Source organism: Streptomyces sp. NPDC006743, assembly GCF_040703815.1.
Taxonomy (GTDB): domain Bacteria; phylum Actinomycetota; class Actinomycetes; order Streptomycetales; family Streptomycetaceae; genus Streptomyces.
Genome location: NZ_JBEYJA010000011.1, coordinates 44921 through 63818, shown reverse-complemented (window position 1 = coordinate 63818; position 18898 = coordinate 44921). Strand labels below are relative to the sequence as shown.

The 18898-nt window shown below is 69.8% G+C and carries 12 protein-coding genes and 1 pseudogene; 7 read left to right on the top strand and 6 right to left on the bottom strand.

Annotation, left to right across the window (positions count from 1 at the left end):
- Positions 1–8 precede the first annotated feature (8 nt).
- From ABZ719_RS12410 to ABZ719_RS12400, 3 genes are read right to left on the bottom strand one after another with little or no spacing between them, the layout of a single operon-like run.
- Positions 9–872: a DUF6339 family protein gene (locus ABZ719_RS12410; RefSeq protein WP_366725149.1), complete on the bottom strand. Its 864-nt coding sequence runs from the start codon at positions 870–872 to the stop codon at positions 9–11.
- The gene (locus ABZ719_RS12405) at positions 869–1864 is read right to left on the bottom strand and encodes a hypothetical protein (protein ID WP_366725148.1); all 996 of its coding nucleotides are present in this window, start codon (positions 1862–1864) and stop codon (positions 869–871) included. The genes ABZ719_RS12410 and ABZ719_RS12405 overlap by 4 nt, the downstream gene beginning before the upstream one ends.
- A 3-nt stretch (positions 1865–1867) precedes the next feature.
- Entirely contained in the window at positions 1868–4012 is a 2145-nt protein-coding gene (locus ABZ719_RS12400; protein WP_366725147.1) for a helix-turn-helix transcriptional regulator, read from the bottom strand.
- Positions 4013–4497: 485 nt separating this feature from the next.
- On the opposite strand from ABZ719_RS12400, the gene ABZ719_RS12395 reads away from it, so the two are divergent.
- The gene (locus tag ABZ719_RS12395) at positions 4498–4707 is read left to right on the top strand and encodes a hypothetical protein (protein WP_366725146.1); all 210 of its coding nucleotides are present in this window, start codon (positions 4498–4500) and stop codon (positions 4705–4707) included.
- Positions 4708–4877: 170 nt separating this feature from the next.
- Here the strand turns inward: ABZ719_RS12395 and ABZ719_RS12390 are convergent, their stop codons facing one another.
- Positions 4878–5072, bottom strand: a complete 195-nt coding sequence (locus ABZ719_RS12390) for a hypothetical protein (protein WP_366725145.1) — start codon at positions 5070–5072, stop codon at positions 4878–4880.
- 87 nt (positions 5073–5159) lie between these two features.
- Between ABZ719_RS12390 and ABZ719_RS12385 the strand changes: the two genes are divergently transcribed.
- The 4 genes from ABZ719_RS12385 to ABZ719_RS12370 are packed head-to-tail and all read left to right on the top strand — an operon-like array spanning position 5160 to position 16637.
- Positions 5160–9629: a DEAD/DEAH box helicase gene (locus ABZ719_RS12385; RefSeq protein ID WP_366725249.1), complete on the top strand. Its 4470-nt coding sequence runs from the start codon at positions 5160–5162 to the stop codon at positions 9627–9629.
- Complete coding sequence (locus ABZ719_RS12380; RefSeq protein ID WP_366725144.1) at positions 9626–11530, top strand: ATP-dependent helicase; 1905 nt, start codon at positions 9626–9628, stop codon at positions 11528–11530. Before ABZ719_RS12385 ends, ABZ719_RS12380 begins: the two co-directional genes overlap by 4 nt.
- Entirely contained in the window at positions 11527–14772 is a 3246-nt protein-coding gene (locus ABZ719_RS12375) for a helicase-related protein (RefSeq protein ID WP_366725143.1), read from the top strand. Before ABZ719_RS12380 ends, ABZ719_RS12375 begins: the two co-directional genes overlap by 4 nt.
- Entirely contained in the window at positions 14769–16637 is a 1869-nt protein-coding gene (locus ABZ719_RS12370; protein WP_366725142.1) for a DUF1998 domain-containing protein, read from the top strand. Before ABZ719_RS12375 ends, ABZ719_RS12370 begins: the two co-directional genes overlap by 4 nt.
- A gap of 16 nt (positions 16638–16653) precedes the next feature.
- Here the strand turns inward: ABZ719_RS12370 and ABZ719_RS12365 are convergent, their stop codons facing one another.
- Positions 16654–17292: an ATP-binding protein gene (locus tag ABZ719_RS12365; RefSeq protein ID WP_366725141.1), complete on the bottom strand. Its 639-nt coding sequence runs from the start codon at positions 17290–17292 to the stop codon at positions 16654–16656.
- A gap of 216 nt (positions 17293–17508) precedes the next feature.
- Between ABZ719_RS12365 and ABZ719_RS12360 the strand changes: the two genes are divergently transcribed.
- Positions 17509–18357: a helix-turn-helix transcriptional regulator gene (locus ABZ719_RS12360; RefSeq protein ID WP_366725140.1), complete on the top strand. Its 849-nt coding sequence runs from the start codon at positions 17509–17511 to the stop codon at positions 18355–18357.
- The gene (locus ABZ719_RS12355; RefSeq protein WP_366725139.1) at positions 18354–18572 is read left to right on the top strand and encodes a DUF397 domain-containing protein; all 219 of its coding nucleotides are present in this window, start codon (positions 18354–18356) and stop codon (positions 18570–18572) included. The genes ABZ719_RS12360 and ABZ719_RS12355 overlap by 4 nt, the downstream gene beginning before the upstream one ends.
- 48 nt (positions 18573–18620) lie before the next feature.
- On the opposite strand, the pseudogene ABZ719_RS12350 reads toward ABZ719_RS12355, so the two are convergent.
- Positions 18621–18875: pseudogene (locus ABZ719_RS12350) on the bottom strand (DUF2568 domain-containing protein); the annotation flags it as partial.
- Between the last annotated feature and the right edge of the window lie 23 nt (positions 18876–18898).

Below are 18898 nucleotides of genomic sequence, written 5' to 3'. Positions count from 1 at the left end.
CCGCCGTATCAGTTCTCGCTCTTCCGGCCCCTGACCGGGGCGGTCTCGAACAGCTCGGCGAAGTAGTCGGTGAGCGCCGTCACGGACTCCTCCGGGACGGGGTCCTCGTCAGGGCCTTCCGGGAGGACGTGACGCGAGACCGGTGGGGCCGTCTGCGCCTCCTCGATCCAGTCCCGCAGACGGGCGGGGTCCCGGGGCTCGTCCGGTGCGAGGACGTCGTAGATCAAGGTCGCTCCGGCCGCGTTCACGGCAGCGCTCAGACCTTCGATCTCCCGCCCGGTGGTGACCTTCCCGTCCTGGAGAAGGCGGACCAGGGCCTGAGCGGTGGGGCGGTGGTCGAGCAGGTCCTTCCGGAGAACGGTGTGGATGAGGTCCTGGTTGCCACAGGCGATCTCGACCGGCCTGTAGTCCGGCCCGTTCCGGAAGATTTCGGCGGACCACCACAGACGGGAGAAGCACTGCCGATCCGCAGGACCCCGGAAGCGCTCCGCGGCGACGCGTTGCGCCGAGTCCGACAGATGACGCCACACGACATAGTCAGGGGCTACGGCCAGCGCCAGGTGGTTCCACCGGCGCTTGTCCGCCGCTTCCCTCCGCGTCAGACGCAGGGTGGCATGGAGCCGTGGCGCGAGCCAGGCGTCGGCCTTGGTGCGCTCGTTGCCGAACTCGAACATGGCGTCCTCGACCAGGCTGCGGATCGGCTCGACCCACCACCTGGCGTCGTCCTCGGGAAGCGGCTCGACGGCCTTGGCGAGGTCGATGCCACTGTGGACCTCTTCGCCCCTGAGCAGTCCCTCGGTGAGGAAGGTGTCGACGGCCGAGCCGGAAAGCAGCGCCAGGCGCTCCGGTACGTGGTGGGGCTGGGTGATCACGACTCGCTCTCCCTGTTCGTCCGTTCCAGACCGCGGATGACGTAGCCCACCGCCCTGGCGGCCTCGGCGCGCCGAACCGCCGCGTAATGGATGCGTGTCTGCAGCTCGCCCCAACCCGACTCACCCGTGCGTCGGCGGTGGACCTGGCGCAGTGCCTCCTCGACGTGCACCCCGGGGACGACGTCCGGGAGCATCTCCCGCAGCACCTCGCCCTGCCAGTCGGTCGGGAAGACCGGGCTGCCGCCCGGTTCCACCTCGAGGTCGCCGATGGCGCCGTGGAACACCGCCGTCCAGACGTCGGTGGCCATCTGGGCGACGAGGAGATCACGCACCTTGCTCTCGACGCCGGAGCCGTTGCCGTCCAACAGCCCGACGATCCCGTCGATGTCGGTGTTGACGTAGACGGTGGGGACCCTTGCCGTGGTGTCCACCAGCCAGGGCGCGTCGGCGTAGGCACGCAACCATTCCCTGGCGCTCTTGCTGAACGACGCCTTCTGGACATCCAGCCGCAAGCCTCTGACCGGTTCGTCCGAGACGGTGTCGACAGCCCAGCTCCGGTCGGTCTCGGTGATCGACCGCCCCCGCACCCCGTCGACCGTCCCGACGGCGTACGCGCTGAGGGAGGCTCGTCCCAGGTGGTCGTCGCGGAGCAACTCCAGGGAGCCCGACCAGTCGCGGCTGTCCTCGGTGTCACGCGTGAGGACCGTCGCGGTGCGGACGTTGGTCTCCCCGTCGGTCAACACGGCGAGGACACGCAGATCGGACCAGGCCGCGTCCGGGGCGTCGGCGCCGGGCGGCAGCGTGGCCGAGACACCGATCGTGGCGCTCACCCAGTCCGTGCGGCCCGCGACACCGAGGGCGACTGCCTGCTCCTGGACCGAGTAGGCGCTGGTGTCGAGTGGATCACGAGTGCCGTCGGACAGCTTGAGGGAGACCGACGTCACCCTGAGCGTGATCGGGCGGCCGAGTCGCTTGTACGGGTAGATCTTCACGCGTCACGCCCCTTTGCCGGTGAGCAGTTCGACGACGAGGCGGGTGAGCGTGGTCCTCACCGGGTGGCTGGAGACGTCCGTGGCTCCTCGGAACGTCGCGCGGCGCGTGCCGGGCGGGAAGCGCAGGGTCCCGTTCTCCACCTCGCAACCCTCCACGGCGACGAGTTCCGCCCAGTCGAGGCGCGGGCGCCCCCCGGAGCGGACGTCCAGTTGGGCGACCGGCACCATCGGAACGATCTCGTCGCCGCGGGGGATCTTCACCTCGGCCGTGATCAGCCACTCCCCCTGGTCACCGATGGTCGCATCGAGCCCGTCCAGCACCGGGACCACCGGACCCGAGGGCACCTTGGCCTTGGGCCGGCTCTTGACGGTCAGCGCCTTGCGCAGTGCCTCGCCGCCTTCGCCCCGGCCGCGCTTCGGGCGAGCGACGAGTTCCCTGACCGCGCTGTTGACTTCGGTGGTCAGGTTGTTGATCCGCCGATAGGCGGAAGGGGACCAGCGCAGGATCAGCTCCTCCGTCTGCCCCCAGCGGTCGTGCTCGGGCGGTTCGGCCGCCCGCAGGAACTCCTCGGCCTCCTTCGCGAAGGGGGCCGACTCCCCGGCGGCCTCGCCCACCAGGAGAACGGCCTGGAAGGGGTTGGTACCGATCGGCAGGTTGGGGACCGTGGCCTTCTTGACCGTCATACGGTTGCCGCGCAGCGAGTGCACCTGGTTCTTGGGGGTGTCCTTGTCACCGGCAGCCTCGGTGACCAGCAGGACCGCCTGGTGGGTCCCGAGGGTCCCGCGGGCGCCTCCGGCCAGCGGCAGTTTCAGTGGAACGTTCCTGGTCGCGACCTGTCCGGCCTCGGTGAGTCGATCCACCGCGGTGCCCTCGTAGTGCGCCCGCAGGGCGCGGGTCCGGGAGGGCTGCTCGACGGACGGGTCCACCTTCGTCTCCGGTACGACCTCCTCACCGTTGCGCAGGGCTCGTACCGAGACCTCCAGCAGCGGAAGTCGCCCGCCCCCGCCGATCATGGCCGCCCAGAAGTCGCGACCCAACGCCTCGACCAGGCGGCCGTGCATTCTGCCGATGTCGCGTGTGTCCTCGGGGCCCTCCTCGGCCCGCGGCTTCCCGTCCTGGTCGTCGCTCTCCCCTTCGAGGCTGGCCACGTCGTGTGCGCCCACGATGAGGAAGGACGTACCGGGCTCGTCGCTGTCCCGGCTCAGATGCAGGTGGGCCACGGTCTCCTCGTCCGCCCACCAGGAACGGGCCACCTCGGCGCCCGGTTTGTCGGGGTCGGGGCGCCCGAACCATGCCGGGCCCGCGTAGACCTGTCCGTCGACTTCACGCCAGGGCAGTTCGAGACGGCCGATCATCCGTCGCTCGGTACGCCCCTCGTGCGGCACGGACAGAGTGGAGTTGATGAGTACGAGGCCGAGCGCGCTGGTGGCCCACAGCGTGGCCTTCCCCAGTCCGTACGAACCACCAGCGGCGGGGCCGGACTTCAGGCTCTCGAGCTGCCGTCGGACGACGGCGGCGAACTTGCCGTCCTCGTAGTCGTCGCCGGTGAGTCCGGAGGCGTTGTAGTCGTCGACCCGTAGAAGGATCAGGCGGCCCTTCTCGTACATGTCCCGCACACCGGCGTCGACGACCCGGCCCACCTTCTGGTTACCGGCGAGCTCGGAGACGGCGGAGTAGTGCGGGAAGAGATCGTTCCAGAGGATCGCGTCCCGGAAGGCTTCCAGGTGTTCGCCGGTCAGCTCGTGCAGCGTGTAGCGGACCCGGACCGGGCGGCCGTTGTCCGCCAGGCGCTCGTCGAGGCTGTTCTGGCACGTTTCGCGCGCGAGGACCTGGACATCGGCGTCGAAGGCGAAGGCGGCGGCGTTGCCCATGTCCCGGCCGCCGTCGGGGTAGCCGGGTCGGTGGTACCAGGTGACCGGGAGGCCGGCCTGGGTGTCGGTGGTGCGGGTGTGCACCGTGCCGACGTCAGTACCCAGTGCCTTGGCGATGTCGGTCATCACCGTCGGGCGCGGCGTCGACCGTCCGGCGATCCATGCGGAGACGGCGGCTCGGGTCAGCCCCAACTCCTTGGCCAGTTCGGCCTGCGTCTTCCCCGCGAGCCTGAGCTGCCGGGACAGCCACGGCCCGAACTCCTCACCTGTCTCCACGCGTCACCTGTCTCTTCCTAGGGCGTGAGAGGAGGCTAATTTGACGATCGCGATCACGTCAACCAAAAGTTAACCGCGCAGAGACATCGGCAGGTTCACTCACCCTGTCCGAATAGCCCGGTTCGCCGCCTATGTGACCCTATGTCCACCCTGCACAAGCGGAGGCCCTCAACTCCTTTTGTGTGAAACGACGTTGAGACTTGCCGACACCTCAAAACCCCGATAGGTTCGTCACGTTGGAAAAGCCAACTCGCTCACGAACCGGTTTGTCCGGGGGCCGGGCGACTGGCCAGAGTTGTGCCCGCATGCGCTCAACGAACGCATGGGGAAACGTTTTTGGTAAGTTCTGGCGGCCGGGGGGATCCAGCCGCTACCGTGATCGGCGGGAGTGAATCCCGCGACAGAAACCATTCGCTTCACGGGGGCGTTACCCGATTACACCCCTGCGCGAATCACAGGACATCAATCGACAGGGGTGGGAATCGATGAACGAGGACGACTGCTTTCCGTTACTGCTCTCCCAGCGGGAGCGCAGCACCTTCGAGCTGGGTATTCACCTGGGGGCGAGCAAGACCGAAGAAGCGGACTTCTCGAACCGCCATGAACTGCCCTCCGACGAGGATCTCCCCGGAGGATTTCCCGACGCGACCCATGGTGTTCCGGTACCGCCGGACGCGAGCCGTCCTGTCGCCTGACCTTTCGCACTCAACCCGTGTGACCTGCGCACTCGCTCATCGGAACGACGTTCCGACCGCCGGTGCGCGATGAACCACGGGCCGGCTCGCACAGTCGGCGAGCCGGCCCGTCTCCCAGACTTTCTCCCACCTTCGATGTCAGGAGCGCAGCGACCGTGTCGTCCCCGTCCTCAACGGTGATCGAAACCGTCCTCGAACAGTCCGCCCGCGTTCTTCAGACCTATGCCGTGGACCCCGGCCTCGTGGCCGAGCACGCCAATGGCGAGCGCCGCATCACACAGGGCGGATACGGCGACCGCCAGCTTTTCGAGCTCGTCCAGAACGCGGCCGACGAAATCGCCGGCGAACCCGGTGGACGCGTCCACGTGGTTCTCACGGATACCCACCTGTACTGCGCCAACGAGGGAGATCCGGTCACTCCGGAGGGGGCCGAGACCATTCTTCGAATGAGCATGTCGAAGAAGCGCGGCGGTCAGATCGGACGGTTCGGGGTCGGGGTTAAGTCGGTCCTCGTGGTGACCGACGCTCCGGAATTCTTCAGCCGTACCGGGAGTTTCGGATTCGACCGCGCCTGGTCCTACGCGCAGATCAAGGCCGTGCCCGGGGTGACGGAGCGCTACGGGCCGGAGTTCGACGCCCCCGTCCTGCGGATGGCCCGCCCGCTCGACATGCAGGCCGAGCGGGCCTCCGACCCCGTGCTGGACAAGTTGTCGACCTGGGCGACCACGGTCGTCCGGCTCCCCCTGTTGCCGAAGGCCGACGACCGGCTCGGCAAGGACATGCACGGCAGTCGTGGCAAGGACCACGGTGAACCCCGCGAGGAGTTCCCGGTCGGGTTCCAGCTCTTCTCGCCGCACGTCGCCAAGGTCGTGCTGGAGGACCACCGCCCCAGGCCCATGGCGCGCCGGACGCTGACCGCCCAGCAGTCCGGCGACCTGCACACCGTGACGGAGGAGCGCACGGGGAAGGCTCTCTCCACGGAACGGTGGCGCGTGTTCACCACCACGCACGAGCCGGGTCCCGCGGCCCGCGCGGACGCCGGAGAACTGCACGACCGAGTCGCGCTCGACCTGTCCTGGGCCGTCCCCGCCCTGGAACGGGACGCCGACAGCGGCCTGTACGTCAGCCCCCGCTCTCGTGGTCGCGGAAAATTCTGGTCCTTCTTCCCCACCAAGTACGAGATGTCCCTGAGCGGCATCCTCAACGGAGCGTGGAAGACCAACGAGGACCGGCAGAACCTGCTCGACTCCTCCCCCTTCAACCAGGAGATGATCAGGGTGTCGGCGAAGCTCGTCGTCGACTCCCTCCCCGGACTGGCCCCGACCGAGGACCCGGCCGCGTACCTCCCCCTGCTGCCCGGCCGTGTCAGGGAGTCGATCAGCTGGGCCGACGAGTTCCTGACCCGGGAGATCTGGGCCCTCACCGCCACGTGTCCCTCGCTGCCCGATCAGGACGGCGTCCTGCGCACCCCTGGGCGACTGCGCATCCACCCGCGGCTGGACAAGGACCTGAAGCAGCTGACGCGGTGGCTGCGGATGTGGCACGAGTGCCCCGGTCGGCCCTCGGACTGGCTGCACCCGAGCGTCGAGGCGGACTCGCTGCGCTCCGGCAAGGTCGAACACGTCCTCGCCGCCGCCGGTCACGAGCGGGCCGGGGTCCGCGACTGGCTGGAGGCCCTCGTCGCCAACGGCACCGTCGAGGCGTCGGCGGTGGCCGTCCGCATCCTGGCCGACATGATCGAGAGGGGCTCCTCCTTCGCCGACGAGGCCCGCAAGGCCCGCGTCGTGCTGACCGAGGAGCACGGGTTGGTCGCGCCGGTCCACGGCAAGGTGTTCCGTCGGGCCGAGCACCAGGACGGGCTGCGCGAGTCCACGGTCTACGTCGTCGACGCGCTCGCCCATGACCCGTCGCTGGCGCACGCGCTCAGCGTCCTCGGCATCCGCGAGGCCGACGCCGAGGGCCGATTCGTCAGCGTCCTCGACCAGGGCTTCGACCACTACGGGCAGTCCGACTGGGAGCGCTTCTGGGAGCTGTTCCGCCAGGCCGGTATCCGCCCGCTGGCCCACAAGGTCCTGGAGCGGGTGCCCGATCCGCACTCGACGCTCCGGGTGCGGACCGCCGACAAGCACTTCCGGCCGGTCGCGGACTGCATGCTGCCCGGTGTCGTGGTGGACGCCGAGCGCGATCCCGGCGTCGCCGTCGACCTGACGTTCCACTCCGACGACACTTACTTCTTCTCCCTGATCGGCCTGCGGGACCGGCCGGCCGGTGGCGTGCAACCGCGGGCGGACGAGGCCTGGTTCGAGGAGTACCGAGCGGCCGTCCACGCTTCCTACCTGCGTTCCCTGGACAGCCGCGCCCCGCGGCCCTCGCTGAACCGGATGAAGGTCGAGGGCGCCGCGATCGGTGGACCGCTCCATCTCTTCCGCGACCTGTCCGAGGCGTCCCGCGCCGCCTTCCTGAAGGCGCTGCCCGACGAGGCCGTGGTGGACAACTGGACGCGTCAGTTCGGCGCTCAGACCGGCACTCGGCAGGCGGTGATGTCCCCGATCCGGTGGATGCTGCGCAAGCACGGCAGGGTCGCCACCTCCCAGGGGATCAAGCCGCTCGCGGAGGCCGTCGGCCCTCAGCTCGCCGCCTACCGCGACGTGCTCCCGGTCGCCGACATCTCCCCCGAGAAGGCTCGCAAGCTGCGGCTGCCCACCACCGTGGAGGAGGTCCCCGCCGACCGCTGGGACGCGCTCCTCGACGAGGTGTCCCGCAGCGAGGACGACACCTTCGTCGGCGCCACCTACGTGATGCTGACCCGGTTCGGGGCCGACTTCCCCGAGGACTCGCTGACCCGTTGCAGGATCGGTGACACCTGGGGCACCCGCCCCGACGACGAGATCACCCTCGCCGTCGGCACCGCCGAGTACCGGGCCCTGCGCGCCGAGCAGCTCCCCGCCCTGCTCGTACCGACCACCGAGGACGCCGAGCTGATGATCGCGAAGTGGGGCATGCTCCGCTACGCCGACGTGATCAGTCGGGAGACCCGCGAGGTGCCCGAAGGCGACCCCGTCCCCCTCGTCGAGCTGTTCCCCGCCCTGCGGCAGCGCCTGAACAGCGGCAACCGGAACAGCACGGTGCAGCGATGCGTCGAGTTGGAGGAGGTCACGCGCACGCCCAACGGCACGCACGCCTCCCCCCTGGACGCCGTGCGTCAGGACAGCACGGTCAAGATCCGCGTGCCGGTGGAGCCGGAGCCCATGCTGCGGCTGATCGACCGGGAACTCGGCCTCGGCCTCGGCGCGGCCGGTTGCCGCGCGGTGCTGGAGCACCAGGACCGCATGGCCAGGGACAGCGCTCTGAAGGCCGCGCAGAAGGCCGTGCGCGACGCCGAGGACGTCGTGACCAAGCTCGAACTGCTGATTGGTGCCGACGCGCTCAGGGCCGGCCTTCCCGAAGGACTCATGGACGCCGAGCTGCAGGCGACCGGTGGCGTGGAGCCGTCCGGACGCCGCGTCGCGCAGATGGCGTTCAACGCGCACGGTGACGGGGTGCTCCAGCAGCACGCCCGGGACATCCAGGCCCGTTTCCCCAACGCCCCGGTGGCGTACGGGGGCTCGTCGGCGGCCATCGCGTTCGTCTCCGATCTGCGCCTGCCTGTCACCTTCGCCGGTTCCAGGACTCCGTCGCCGCCTCCCTTCGAGACCGTCGAGGGCCCCCGGGACTTCCCGCGGCTCCACGACTACCAGGAGGACCTGGTCCGCAACATCTCCACCCTGCTCGACCGGCTCGCCCCGCAGCGCGGCATGCTGTCCCTGCCCACCGGCGCCGGCAAGACACGGGTCACCGCCGAGGCCGTGATCCGCTGGGTGAAGCGGGTCGGCGACCTCAAGGGCCCCTTGCTGTGGATCGCGCAGACCGAGGAGCTGTGCGAGCAGGCCGTGCAGAGCTGGAAATTCGTCTGGAACAAGGTCGGCGCCGAGCGACCGTTGACCATGAGCCGGCTGTGGAGCAGCAACGAGGTCGGCAACGTCGTCGACCATCCCCACCTGGTGGTCGCCACGGACGCGAAACTCGAGCGATGCCTGGGCACCGACCAGTACGCGTGGTTGCGCGAGCCCGTGCTCGTGATCGTGGACGAGGCGCACACCGCCATCTCCAAGCGGTACACGGACATCCTCGGCCAGTTGGGTCTGACCCAGTACGAGACGCGGCGGCATCTGCTCGGTCTGACCGCCACCCCGTTCCGTAACACCAACGAGGACGAGACCCGCCGCCTGGTCACCCGCTTCGGCAACCGGAGGCTCGACGAGGGCGTGTTCCCCTCCGGGGACCCGTACCGCGACCTGCAGGGGTGGGGCATGCTCGCCCAGGTCGAGCACCGCACCCTGGAGGGCGGTCGGATCGAGTTGAGCCAGGACGAGAAGACGCACGCCGAGCGCATGGCGATGCTCTCCCGCGCCGCCGAGCAACGGCTCGCCGACGACCACGCGCGCAGCCTGCGCATCGTCGACTCGGTGGCCGCCCTGCCGCCGGACTGGCCGACGCTGCTCTTCGCCACCTCCGTCGACCACGCCAAGTACCTGGCGGCCATGCTCAACGACCGGGACGTCCCGTCCGCCGCCGTGGACTCGACGACCAGCGCGCAGGACCGCAGGACGCGGATCGAGAACTTCCGGAACGGCCGCCTCCGGGTGCTCACCAACTACGGTGTCCTGACCCAGGGGTTCGACGCGCCCGCGACGCGGGTCGTGGTGGTGGCGCGACCGGTCTACAGCACCAACGTGTACCAGCAGATGATCGGGCGTGGCCTGCGCGGCCCCAAGAACGGTGGCAAGGACACCTGCCTGATCCTGAACGTCGACGACAACATCGCCAACTTCGACACCGCTCTGGCCTTCAACCAGTTCGAGCACCTCTGGAGCCGCAAGTGACCGACGTCTACCTCGACAGTCCGCCGCTCACCGCGGAGCAGCGGGCCGTCGTCGAGCAGCCCTGGGACGCCCGGGTCCTGGTCACCGCCGGGGCCGGCGCCGGCAAGACGCACACCCTGGTGCGTCGGCTCGACGCGCTGTGCGGTCACGAGGACCCGGAGGAGGCGCTGGAGGCAGGCGACATCCTCGTGCTCACGTTCTCCCGGGCGGCCGCCCGGGAGTTGCGTGAGCGCATCACCCGGCACGGGGACCGGGCCCGCCGGGTGCGCGCCCAGACCTTCGACGCCTGGGCGTACGGGATGCTCGTCCAGGCGCACCCGGACCGGGACTGGGCCGCGACCTCCTTCGACGACCGGATCAAGGCCGCGGCGGAAGCCGTCGAGGACGGGGCGCTGGAGGCCGGCGACTCGGTCCCGCCGTCCCATGTGGTGATCGACGAGGTGCAGGACCTGCTGGGCGACCGCCGGGAACTGGTGGAGTCCTTGCTCGACCGCTACCAGGACAGCTGTGGTTTCACCGTGGTCGGTGACGCCGCCCAGGCCGTGTACGGCTTCCAGATCGAGGACCCGGCCGAACGCGACGACGAGACCGGCCGGTTCTTCGAGTGGTTGCGCCGTTCGTTCCCCGACGACCTGGTCGAACTGCACCTCACGGAGAACTTTCGGGCCGTCACCCCGGAGGCACGGGTCGCGCTGTCGCACGGCTCCCGGCTCCAGCGGATCCGTGACGCGGACGAGGCCGCCACCCTCTACGAGGAGCTGCGCGATCTGCTCCTGGACCCGGCGAACGCGCTGGGCGACCTCACCGACGAGTACACGCTGCAGGGTCTGCGGGACCTCGACGACACCTGTGCCGTCCTCACCCGCGACAACCGGCAGGCGTTGGTCGTCTCCCGGCTGCTCCACGAGAACGGCATCGGGCACCGGCTGCGCCGGCCCCTCGATGAGCGCCCGGTCCCCTACTGGGTGGCCGAGCTGCTGCGCCGTACCGAGGCGACCGGCCTGTCCGAGGAGCGGTTCCGCTCCCTGCTCGAACAGATCCCGCTGCCCCATGAACCGAACGCGGCGGTTCTGTGGACGGTGCTGCGGCGCGCGACCCGCTCGCCCGGGCGCACCGCGCTCGACCTGGACCGGCTGCGCCGCCTGGTCGCCGACGGCCGGTTCCCCGACGAGGCGGCCGACCCGGAGACCGCACGGATCGTCGTCTCCACCGTGCACCGGGCCAAGGGGCTGGAGTTCGACCGAGTGATCGTCCTGGCTCCGCCGACCGTCGCCGAACTCCACAAACAGTACGGCGACGAGGTCGACCTCCCCGCGGAGGCCCGTGCCCTGTACGTGGCGATGACCCGCGCCCGACAGGACCTCTATCACGTCCCCTCCCCCGACCTGCCGGTCATCAAGAGGGCGGGGAACCGCAAGAACGGCCGGCGGTACGTCGGCGGATGGCGGTCGTACGACCGGTTCGGCGTGGTGACGGAGGCCGGTGACGTCTGTCGGGACAACCCTCCCGGTCACGCCACCGACGCCATGGCTACCCAGTCCTATCTCCTGCGGGAGGTCGGCCCCGGCCAGGAGGTCCTGCTGCGCAAGCGCCACGACCTGCCGGCGGGCGAGGACCAGAGTCCGCCGTACGTCCTGTTGCACCGGGGACGGGAGATAGGCGAGGCGTCGGAGCGGTTCCTGCGGGAGCTGTTCGGGGTGCAGAAGGTGAACCGGACGTGGGACCCGTGGTGGCCCGACGAGATCCACGGTCTGCGGATCGACACCTTGGAGACGGTGACGGGCAGCACCGCGGCCGGCGCCAACGCTGGCCTGGGTGACCGGGGTGTGTGGGTCGCGCCGCGGATCACCGGTATCGGCATGTTTCGACGGGCTAACGACGAAGAGGAGCAGGGCGCATGACGCAGGTGGCAGGTCGGCACTCCGAGCACTATCGGGTGCGGGACGAGGAACTCGTCGTGGGGCTGCGCAGGGAACTCTTCGGTCCCATCGAGGAGTCCGGGCCGGAGGACCGGGCCGAGGTCCTCCCTCATGACGCGCCGATCGACCGCTACCTGACCGGTGTGCTGTATCCCCTCGCCTCGCGCGAGCGGAGGATCGAGAACGCCGCCGAGCAGGACGGCCCGGACGCCGCGCCCGTACTCGCCCGGGAGGACGCCGAGGAGTCCGGCGCCGCGCAGGAAGCCGGTGTCTCGGGCGACAAGCGCCCGTCCTCCATGGGCCTGACCTTCGCGATCGACCCGGCCATAAGCGACGCGATCGTGGTCTCGGCTCGTGCGGCGGTCTACGAGCCCACCGACGCGGACGGCAACCCGGTCCCGGCCCGCCGCGCCGAAGCCAGGACCGTCGCGGAGCAGCGGGAGCGGTGGCGGCGCAAGGAACTCCAGCTCCCCGAGAAGACCATCGACGTGACCGCCCCCACCCCGGGCGAGATGATCGACCTCGTGCCGGACAAGGTCGCTCTGCACGCCATCGTCCGCCGACCCGATCCGGTCACCGGCACGGTCACCGTCACGGTCACGCTGATCAACCGACAGAAAGTCGGTGAGCGGGACCTCCAGGACGCCTTCGCCCTGTTCCAGTGCGGCCTGACGGTCTGGGCCGCCGACGGTTCGAGCGCCTTCGTCGAGCGCCCCGCCCCGGACGCCGCACCCGACCCCGAGATCGCCACCGGTCGGCTGCTGCACCGCCATGCCCCGACCTTCGCCATCGGCCACGGCTGTGCCGCCGCCTGGGACTGGAACCCGTCACCGATCGGTGTCGTCGACAGCACCCCGGCCGCCGTCCCCGAGGTACGCAGCGAGTTCGTACCCAGCGTGGAGGTGCTGCTGACCGACTCCAACCCGGAGATCGACAGTTCCTCGCTGTCGATGCTGGGGCTGAGCGAGAAGTCCGACAGCGAGGTCCTGGCCGCTCTGGAGGCGCTGGCCACCGGGTACGAGGACTGGATCGACCGGAAGTCGGCCGAGGCGGAGGCTCTGGCGGACGGCCCTCACGAGCGGCCCGCGCGGGATCAGGTGGACGCCTGTCGCGAGGCCCTCGGCCGGATCCGCGAGGGCATCGAACTGCTGCGGACCAAGCCCGACCTGATGCGGGCGTTCCGGCTCGCCAACCGTGCCATGGCCGACCAGCGCGCCCGCAGCGCCTGGGTGAAGGACGGACGTGCCGGCAGCCCCGACCCGTCCGCCGGACGCTGGCGGCCCTTCCAGATCGCCTTCGTGCTGCTCTGCATGGCCGGCATCGACGATCCCGCGCACGAGGACCGGCAGATCTCCGACCTGCTCTGGTTCCCGACCGGCGGTGGCAAGACCGAGGCCTACCTCGGGTTGATCGCCCTGACGTCCTTCCTCCGCCGCATTCGCAGGGGCGCGGACGGCGGTGGTGTCACCGTCCTGATGCGTTACACGCTCCGGTTGCTCACCTTGCAGCAGTTCGAACGTGCGGCGATCCTGCTCTGCGCCATGGAACACATGCGGCGCCGCACGCCCGAGCTGGGCGACGAACCGTTCTCCGTCGGCATGTGGGTGGGGCGCTCGGCCACCCCCAACACGCTGGCCGAGGCCGCCTCCAGGCTCGACGAGCTGCGTGCCGACCTCGACAAGCGTCTCGCCACCGAGAACCCCGTCCAACTGCACGCCTGTCCCTGGTGCGGCACTCGACTCGACGCCCGGGACTACGAGGCCGACGAGGACGCCAAGCGGATGCACGTCCGCTGCCCCGGCGCGGAGTGCGACTTCTCCGACGGTCTTCCCGTCCACCTGATCGACGAGGCGGTGTACGACGCTCGCCCGACGCTGGTGATCGCCACCGTCGACAAGTTCGCCTCGATGCCGTGGCGACCGGCGACCTCCGCGCTCTTCAACCGGGACGACCCGGCCGACGGCACTCCTCCCCCGGAGCTGATCGTCCAGGACGAGCTCCACCTGATCTCCGGTCCCTTGGGGACCCTGACCGGCCTCTACGAGACCGCCGTGGACGCGCTGGCCGACCGCCCGAAGGTGATCGCCTCCACGGCGACCATCCGCCGCGCGGCCGACCAGGGCCTCCACCTCTTCGCCCGCAAGGTGCGTCAGTTCCCGCCCGCCGGCCTGGACTCCCGCGACTCGTGGTTCGCCGTCGAGACCCCGCGCGAGGAGAAGGCGAGCCGCCGCTACGTCGGCCTCCTGGCTCCCGGCACCAGCCAGTCCACGCTGTTGATCCGCACGTACGCCACGTTGCTGCACCGGGCCATGCACGCGGACACCGACGACAAGGTGCGCGACGCCTACTGGAGCCTCGTCGGCTACTTCAACAGCCTGCGGCTGCTCTCCGCGGCCGAACTCCAGGTCCACGACGACGTGGTGGCGTACCTGGAACTGCTCGCCGAACGCGAGGGGGTGGCCGTGCGCTCGGTGGCCAACTACTCGGAGCTGACCAGCCGGATCGACGCCAGCGAGATCCCCACGCGTCTCAAGGGGATCGAGAAGAGGCTCCCCGACGAGGACGCCGTGGACGTCCTGCTCGCCACCAACATGATCGCGGTGGGCGTGGACGTGGACCGGCTCGGGTTGATGGCCGTGATGGGCCAGCCCCAGACGACGGCCGAGTACATCCAGGCCACGAGCCGCGTCGGCCGTGCCCACCCCGGCCTGGTCGCCGTCATGCTCAACGCGGCGCGTGCCCGGGACCGCTCGCACTACGAGAGCTTCCAGCACTACCACTCCGCCCTCTACCGCGAAGTCGAATCCACCTCCGTGACCCCGTTCTCCGCCCGCGCACGTGAACGGGGACTGCACGCGGTGATCGTCGCTCTCGCCCGCATCCTGATCCCGGCCGCCCGCCCGAACGAGGGCGCCGGTCAGGTCGAGTCCTACGCGGACGTCCTGCAGGGCCGCATCAGGTCCCTGGTCGTGGACCGCGTCCAGGCGGTCACCGCCTCGGAGACGGGGGCCGTGGAGCGAAGTTTCGACGAGTTCGTCGACTGGTGGCGCGAGGAGGCCGACATCCACAGTGAGCTGCTCTTCGAACCCAGGCGGGGCAGCCGTGCCCCTTCGCTCCTCAAGTCGTACGACGACGAGTCCGAGGACCGCGAGGCGTGGTCCACCCTGTGGAGCCTGCGCGACGTCGACGCCGAGTCCGCCCTGTTCATGGAGGGAAACCGATGACCCCGCCCCCCGCCCGCCGCCGTCGGACCGCGGCGAACGGCACCGCCCCGGCCCACAACCTCCCCCGCCGCGGCACGATCCGCCGCGCGCAGGTGATCACCACGTACGGCGTCGGGTCGCTCATCGCCGTCGACCACGAGTCCTTCGTCGTCTCCGGGCTGGACGAGGCCGACCGGAGCTGGAGCAAGGACGAGTCGCGCGTCGTCCATGAGCGACGACTGGCCCGCCTGCTCGACGTCGACCACTTCCGGTTGCCGCCGGCATCCGAGGACACCAGCAGGGACGGCCTCCGGGTCCGCCGCTTCCCCCTCATGCATTCGTGCCCCGGGTGCGACGAACTGCAGCCGCACCGCGATTTCTCGCCCCCGGCCGGTCGAAGCGTCTGCGGCACGTGCGAAGTGGACCTCGTGCCCTCCCGCTTCGTCGTCGCCTGCGAGGCCGGGCACCTCGACGAGTTCCCCTACTGGCAGTGGGTGCACCGCTCGCCGGACCGGGATGCCACGAGGCTCGGGACGTGCGGCGGCAAGCTCAGGATGCGCACGACCGGACGCACCTCCTCGCTCCGCTCCATCGTCATCTCCTGCACCTGCGGCCAGGTGCCCGAGGTCTCGATGGAGGGTTCCTTCCGCAGGAACGCGCTCAAGGACCTGCGCCTCACCTGCCGAGGTGCCCGCCCGTGGCTCGGCCTCTCCGCCGTGGACCCGGCGGGGTGCGGACTCCCCTTGCGCACCCTGCAGCGCGGTTCCTCGTCCGTGTGGCAGCCGGTACTGAAGTCGGCGCTCTCCATCCCTCCGTGGAGCAACGGCCGCGCGGATCCGCTCGCGGGACACTGGGACGCTCTCCGCCAGTTCGACAACCGCGAACACATCGGGATCTACCTCAAGGGCGCTTTCCAGGGCGCTTGTCCGATCCCGCTGGACGAGGTCATGGACCTGCTCGACGCGGAACGCGAGGAGGACCCGGAGGGCGAGGCGGAGCCGAGCTTCGACCACCGCTACCGCGCCCTGCGCAACAAGGAGTACGAGCGCCTGCGCCAGGGCAACGACGAGAGCGAGCACTCCCGTGACGAGCAGTTCGTCTGTGAGACGCCGCTCGGTGACCAGAACGTGCTCCGGCCGCTCGGGATCACCGGCCCGATGCTGGTCAAGAAGCTCCGCGAGGTGCGGGCCCTGAAGGCGTTCACCCGACTCGTCGACACCGAGTCGACGACGGACGCGAAGGAGATGGCGCTCTCCGAGAAGCCCTTGCGCTGGCTGCCGGCCATGGAGGTCCAGGGCGAGGGAGTCTTCCTTCGCCTGGACGAGAACCGATTGGACGCCTGGGAGAAGGCGACGGCGGTGGCGGCCCGGGTCGAGCGCATGCGCACCGCTCACCAGCGGATGCTCGATCAGCGGGCCGACGATCCGAGTCGGGCCGTGCAGTCCCCTGCGACGCCCCGCCTGGTGCTGTTGCACACCTTGGCCCATGTCCTCATCAACGAGTGGAGCCTGGATGCGGGCTACCCGTCCGCCTCCTTGCGCGAGCGCCTGTACGCCGCCGATGACATGGCCGGGGTCCTCGTCTACACGGCGACGAGCGACTCGGCGGGCAGCCTCGGTGGTCTTGTCGCGCAGGGTGAGCCGGACAACCTCGACCGGACGATCCGTTCCGCCGTCCGTCGTGCCGAGTGGTGTTCCTCCGATCCTCTTTGCATGGAGACCACGGTCTCCGGCACCGACGGCACCAATCTCGCCGCCTGTCACGCCTGCGTGATGCTCCCCGAGACGAGCTGCGAGCACAACAACATCCTGCTCGACCGTGCGCTGCTGGTGGGGACGCCCGAGGACCCCTCTCTTGGATTCTTCGGGGTCGCCCTCGCTTCCTGACGGTCGTCGACCCGGGTCACGAGCCGACCTCGGCCATCTGGGTCTCGAACCGCGTCTGGGCGCGGTCCAGCACGTCGTCCGCGTCATGACCGTGCGTCCGGAGCCAGTGGAGGAGGTCGGTGATGATGAAGATCGCCGCCTCCTCCCCCTCGGCGATGCTGAGCCTCCCCGTGCGCGAGCGAGTCCGCGGACCCGAGGCACCGTAGAGGTCGATCACGGCCTCGGCCCGACTCACCCGGGCACCTCCGGGGTGACCCCCCGAAGGCAGCAGGACCGTCGCCAGTTCGCACCAGGTCACCTTCCGATCGGCGAGGAGTCGGACGCCCCAGCGGTCGCTGATCGCCGCGACGAGCGCCATGCCTCGACCGCCCTCGGCCTCGGCGTCCGCGTCGACGAGGGTGGGCAGGGCGCGGCTGTCGGGGTCGTGGACCTCGATGCGCAGGAACGTGCCGTTCATCAGCACCGCGAGGGTCGTCGGAGTGCCGGCGCCCACGTGACTGATGACGTTGGCCACGAGTTCACTCACACAGAGCTGCACCTCGTCCGCCAGGGCCTGCAACCCCCACGTCCCGAGGTGGTCCCGCACCCGGCGTCGCAGGGCCGCCACCTCCGCTTCCGCGGCCATGAACTCCACGATCCAGGGCGTTCGCACCATGCATGTTCCTGGGATCACTTCCGAACCCTCCAACGCCTTCCGGTCCGTACGGACGCCGAGCCGAGAACCGGTCCCGCGTCGGCCGTCCTCCTCCGCCAGAATGGCCGGCGCGCATCCCGTCGTGCAATGTGCACGGAGAGAATCCCACCATCGAGTGACTGGTGGCCGACACCGATGCCCCGGAGACTGAGGGCTGTTCGACACGAAGGGGGTCAGATGGCCGGATCACCGACGGCACGTCGCCGTCGTCTCTCCATCGAGCTGAAGAAGCTGCGGGAGAAGAACGCGTTGACCTGCGCACAGGTGGGCGCCGCTCTCGACTGGAGCGGTTCCAAGGTCAATCGGATGGAGACCGGCAGCGGGCGGATCCAGCCCTCCGACATCGATGCGCTGTGCCGCTTCTACGACACCGGCGACGAACTGCGGGAGTTCCTGAAGTCCCTGGCACGACAGGCCAAGACGCGCGGCTGGTGGCAGGTGCACGGCTCCGGCGTCCCCGAGTGGTTCTCCATCTACATCGGTCTCGAACAGGACGCCTCCACACTGCGGCAGTACCAGTGCGAGGTGCTGCCCGGGCTCATGCAGATCGAGCCCTATGTGCGCGAACTGCACACGTGCGGCTCGTACCTGTCTCCCGAGGACATCGACCGTGCCGTACGCGTGCGGTTGGAGCGACAGGCCATGCTGGCGAGCGCAGGTGCCCCCGACTGCTGGTTCGTCGTGAGTGAAGCGGCCGTGCGCCGAGTCATCGGTGACCGGCAGGTGATGCGTGCGCAGTTGGAACGCGTGCTGGAGGCCGTGGAGCAGCCGAGCGTGACGCTGCAGGTGCTTCCCTTCGATGCCGGCACGAGCCCGACCACGGGATCCTTCACCATGTTGGGTTTCCCCGATCCGGAGGACCCGGACGTCGTGTACCGGGACGGAATCACCGATGCGATGTACTTGGAGGGTGAGCCGCATGTCCGCGAGTACACGCGTGCCTTCGACGAGTTGCGGGCAGCGGCCCTGAGTCCACGACGGACGACCCAGTTCATCAAGAACGTTGTGAAGGAGTACGCGCGATGAGCCTCACCCGTGGTGACGCCGCAACCCTGCGCTCATGGGCCAAGTCGTCCTACAGCAACGGCGCGGGGGGCGAATGCCTCGAGTGTGCTCGTCACGGTGATCGGGTACTCCTCCGCGACACCAAGCTCGGCGACTCCCACGTGGCGGCTGTCGGGGCCTCGGCGTGGGGAGCCTTCACGGTTGCTCTGCGCCGAGGGTGGTCCGAGCGCCTTTGATCGAGTAGCGGCTCGAGGAGACACAGGTTCGCCGTGGCACCCGATCGTTCACGGGCCCGGCGAAGGGCTCGGGCCCGGCGGCCTGCCGGCAGTGACCCGGGTGCGCCGAAACGTCTCCACCATCGCCGTGTTCGCGGTGACCAGGACCGCCGTCGCGACGGCCGCTGCCGGGTGGCCCACGCCGTACACCGCCGCCGCGCCGCCGCCGAGGACCAGGGCCTTGACGAGGAGGACCAAGGGGAGGCCGGGGCGCAGGCGGGCCTTGGGGGCGGCGAAGAGGGACCACAGGGTGATGGCGAGGGCGGGGGTGCCGAGGGGGCCATCCG

Excerpts from the sequence above, each read along its gene's own strand:
- ABZ719_RS12395 (WP_366725146.1), top strand. The coding sequence starts at position 4,498 with ATGAACGAGGACGACTGCTTTCCGTTACTGCTCTCCCAGCGGGAGCGC.
- ABZ719_RS12385 (WP_366725249.1), top strand. The coding sequence starts at position 5,160 with ATGTCGAAGAAGCGCGGCGGTCAGATCGGACGGTTCGGGGTCGGGGTT.
- ABZ719_RS12375 (WP_366725143.1), top strand. The coding sequence starts at position 11,527 with ATGACGCAGGTGGCAGGTCGGCACTCCGAGCACTATCGGGTGCGGGAC.
- ABZ719_RS12370 (WP_366725142.1), top strand. The coding sequence starts at position 14,769 with ATGACCCCGCCCCCCGCCCGCCGCCGTCGGACCGCGGCGAACGGCACC.
- ABZ719_RS12365 (WP_366725141.1), bottom strand. The coding sequence starts at position 17,292 with ATGGTGCGAACGCCCTGGATCGTGGAGTTCATGGCCGCGGAAGCGGAG.
- ABZ719_RS12360 (WP_366725140.1), top strand. The coding sequence starts at position 17,509 with ATGGCCGGATCACCGACGGCACGTCGCCGTCGTCTCTCCATCGAGCTG.
- ABZ719_RS12355 (WP_366725139.1), top strand. The coding sequence starts at position 18,354 with ATGAGCCTCACCCGTGGTGACGCCGCAACCCTGCGCTCATGGGCCAAG.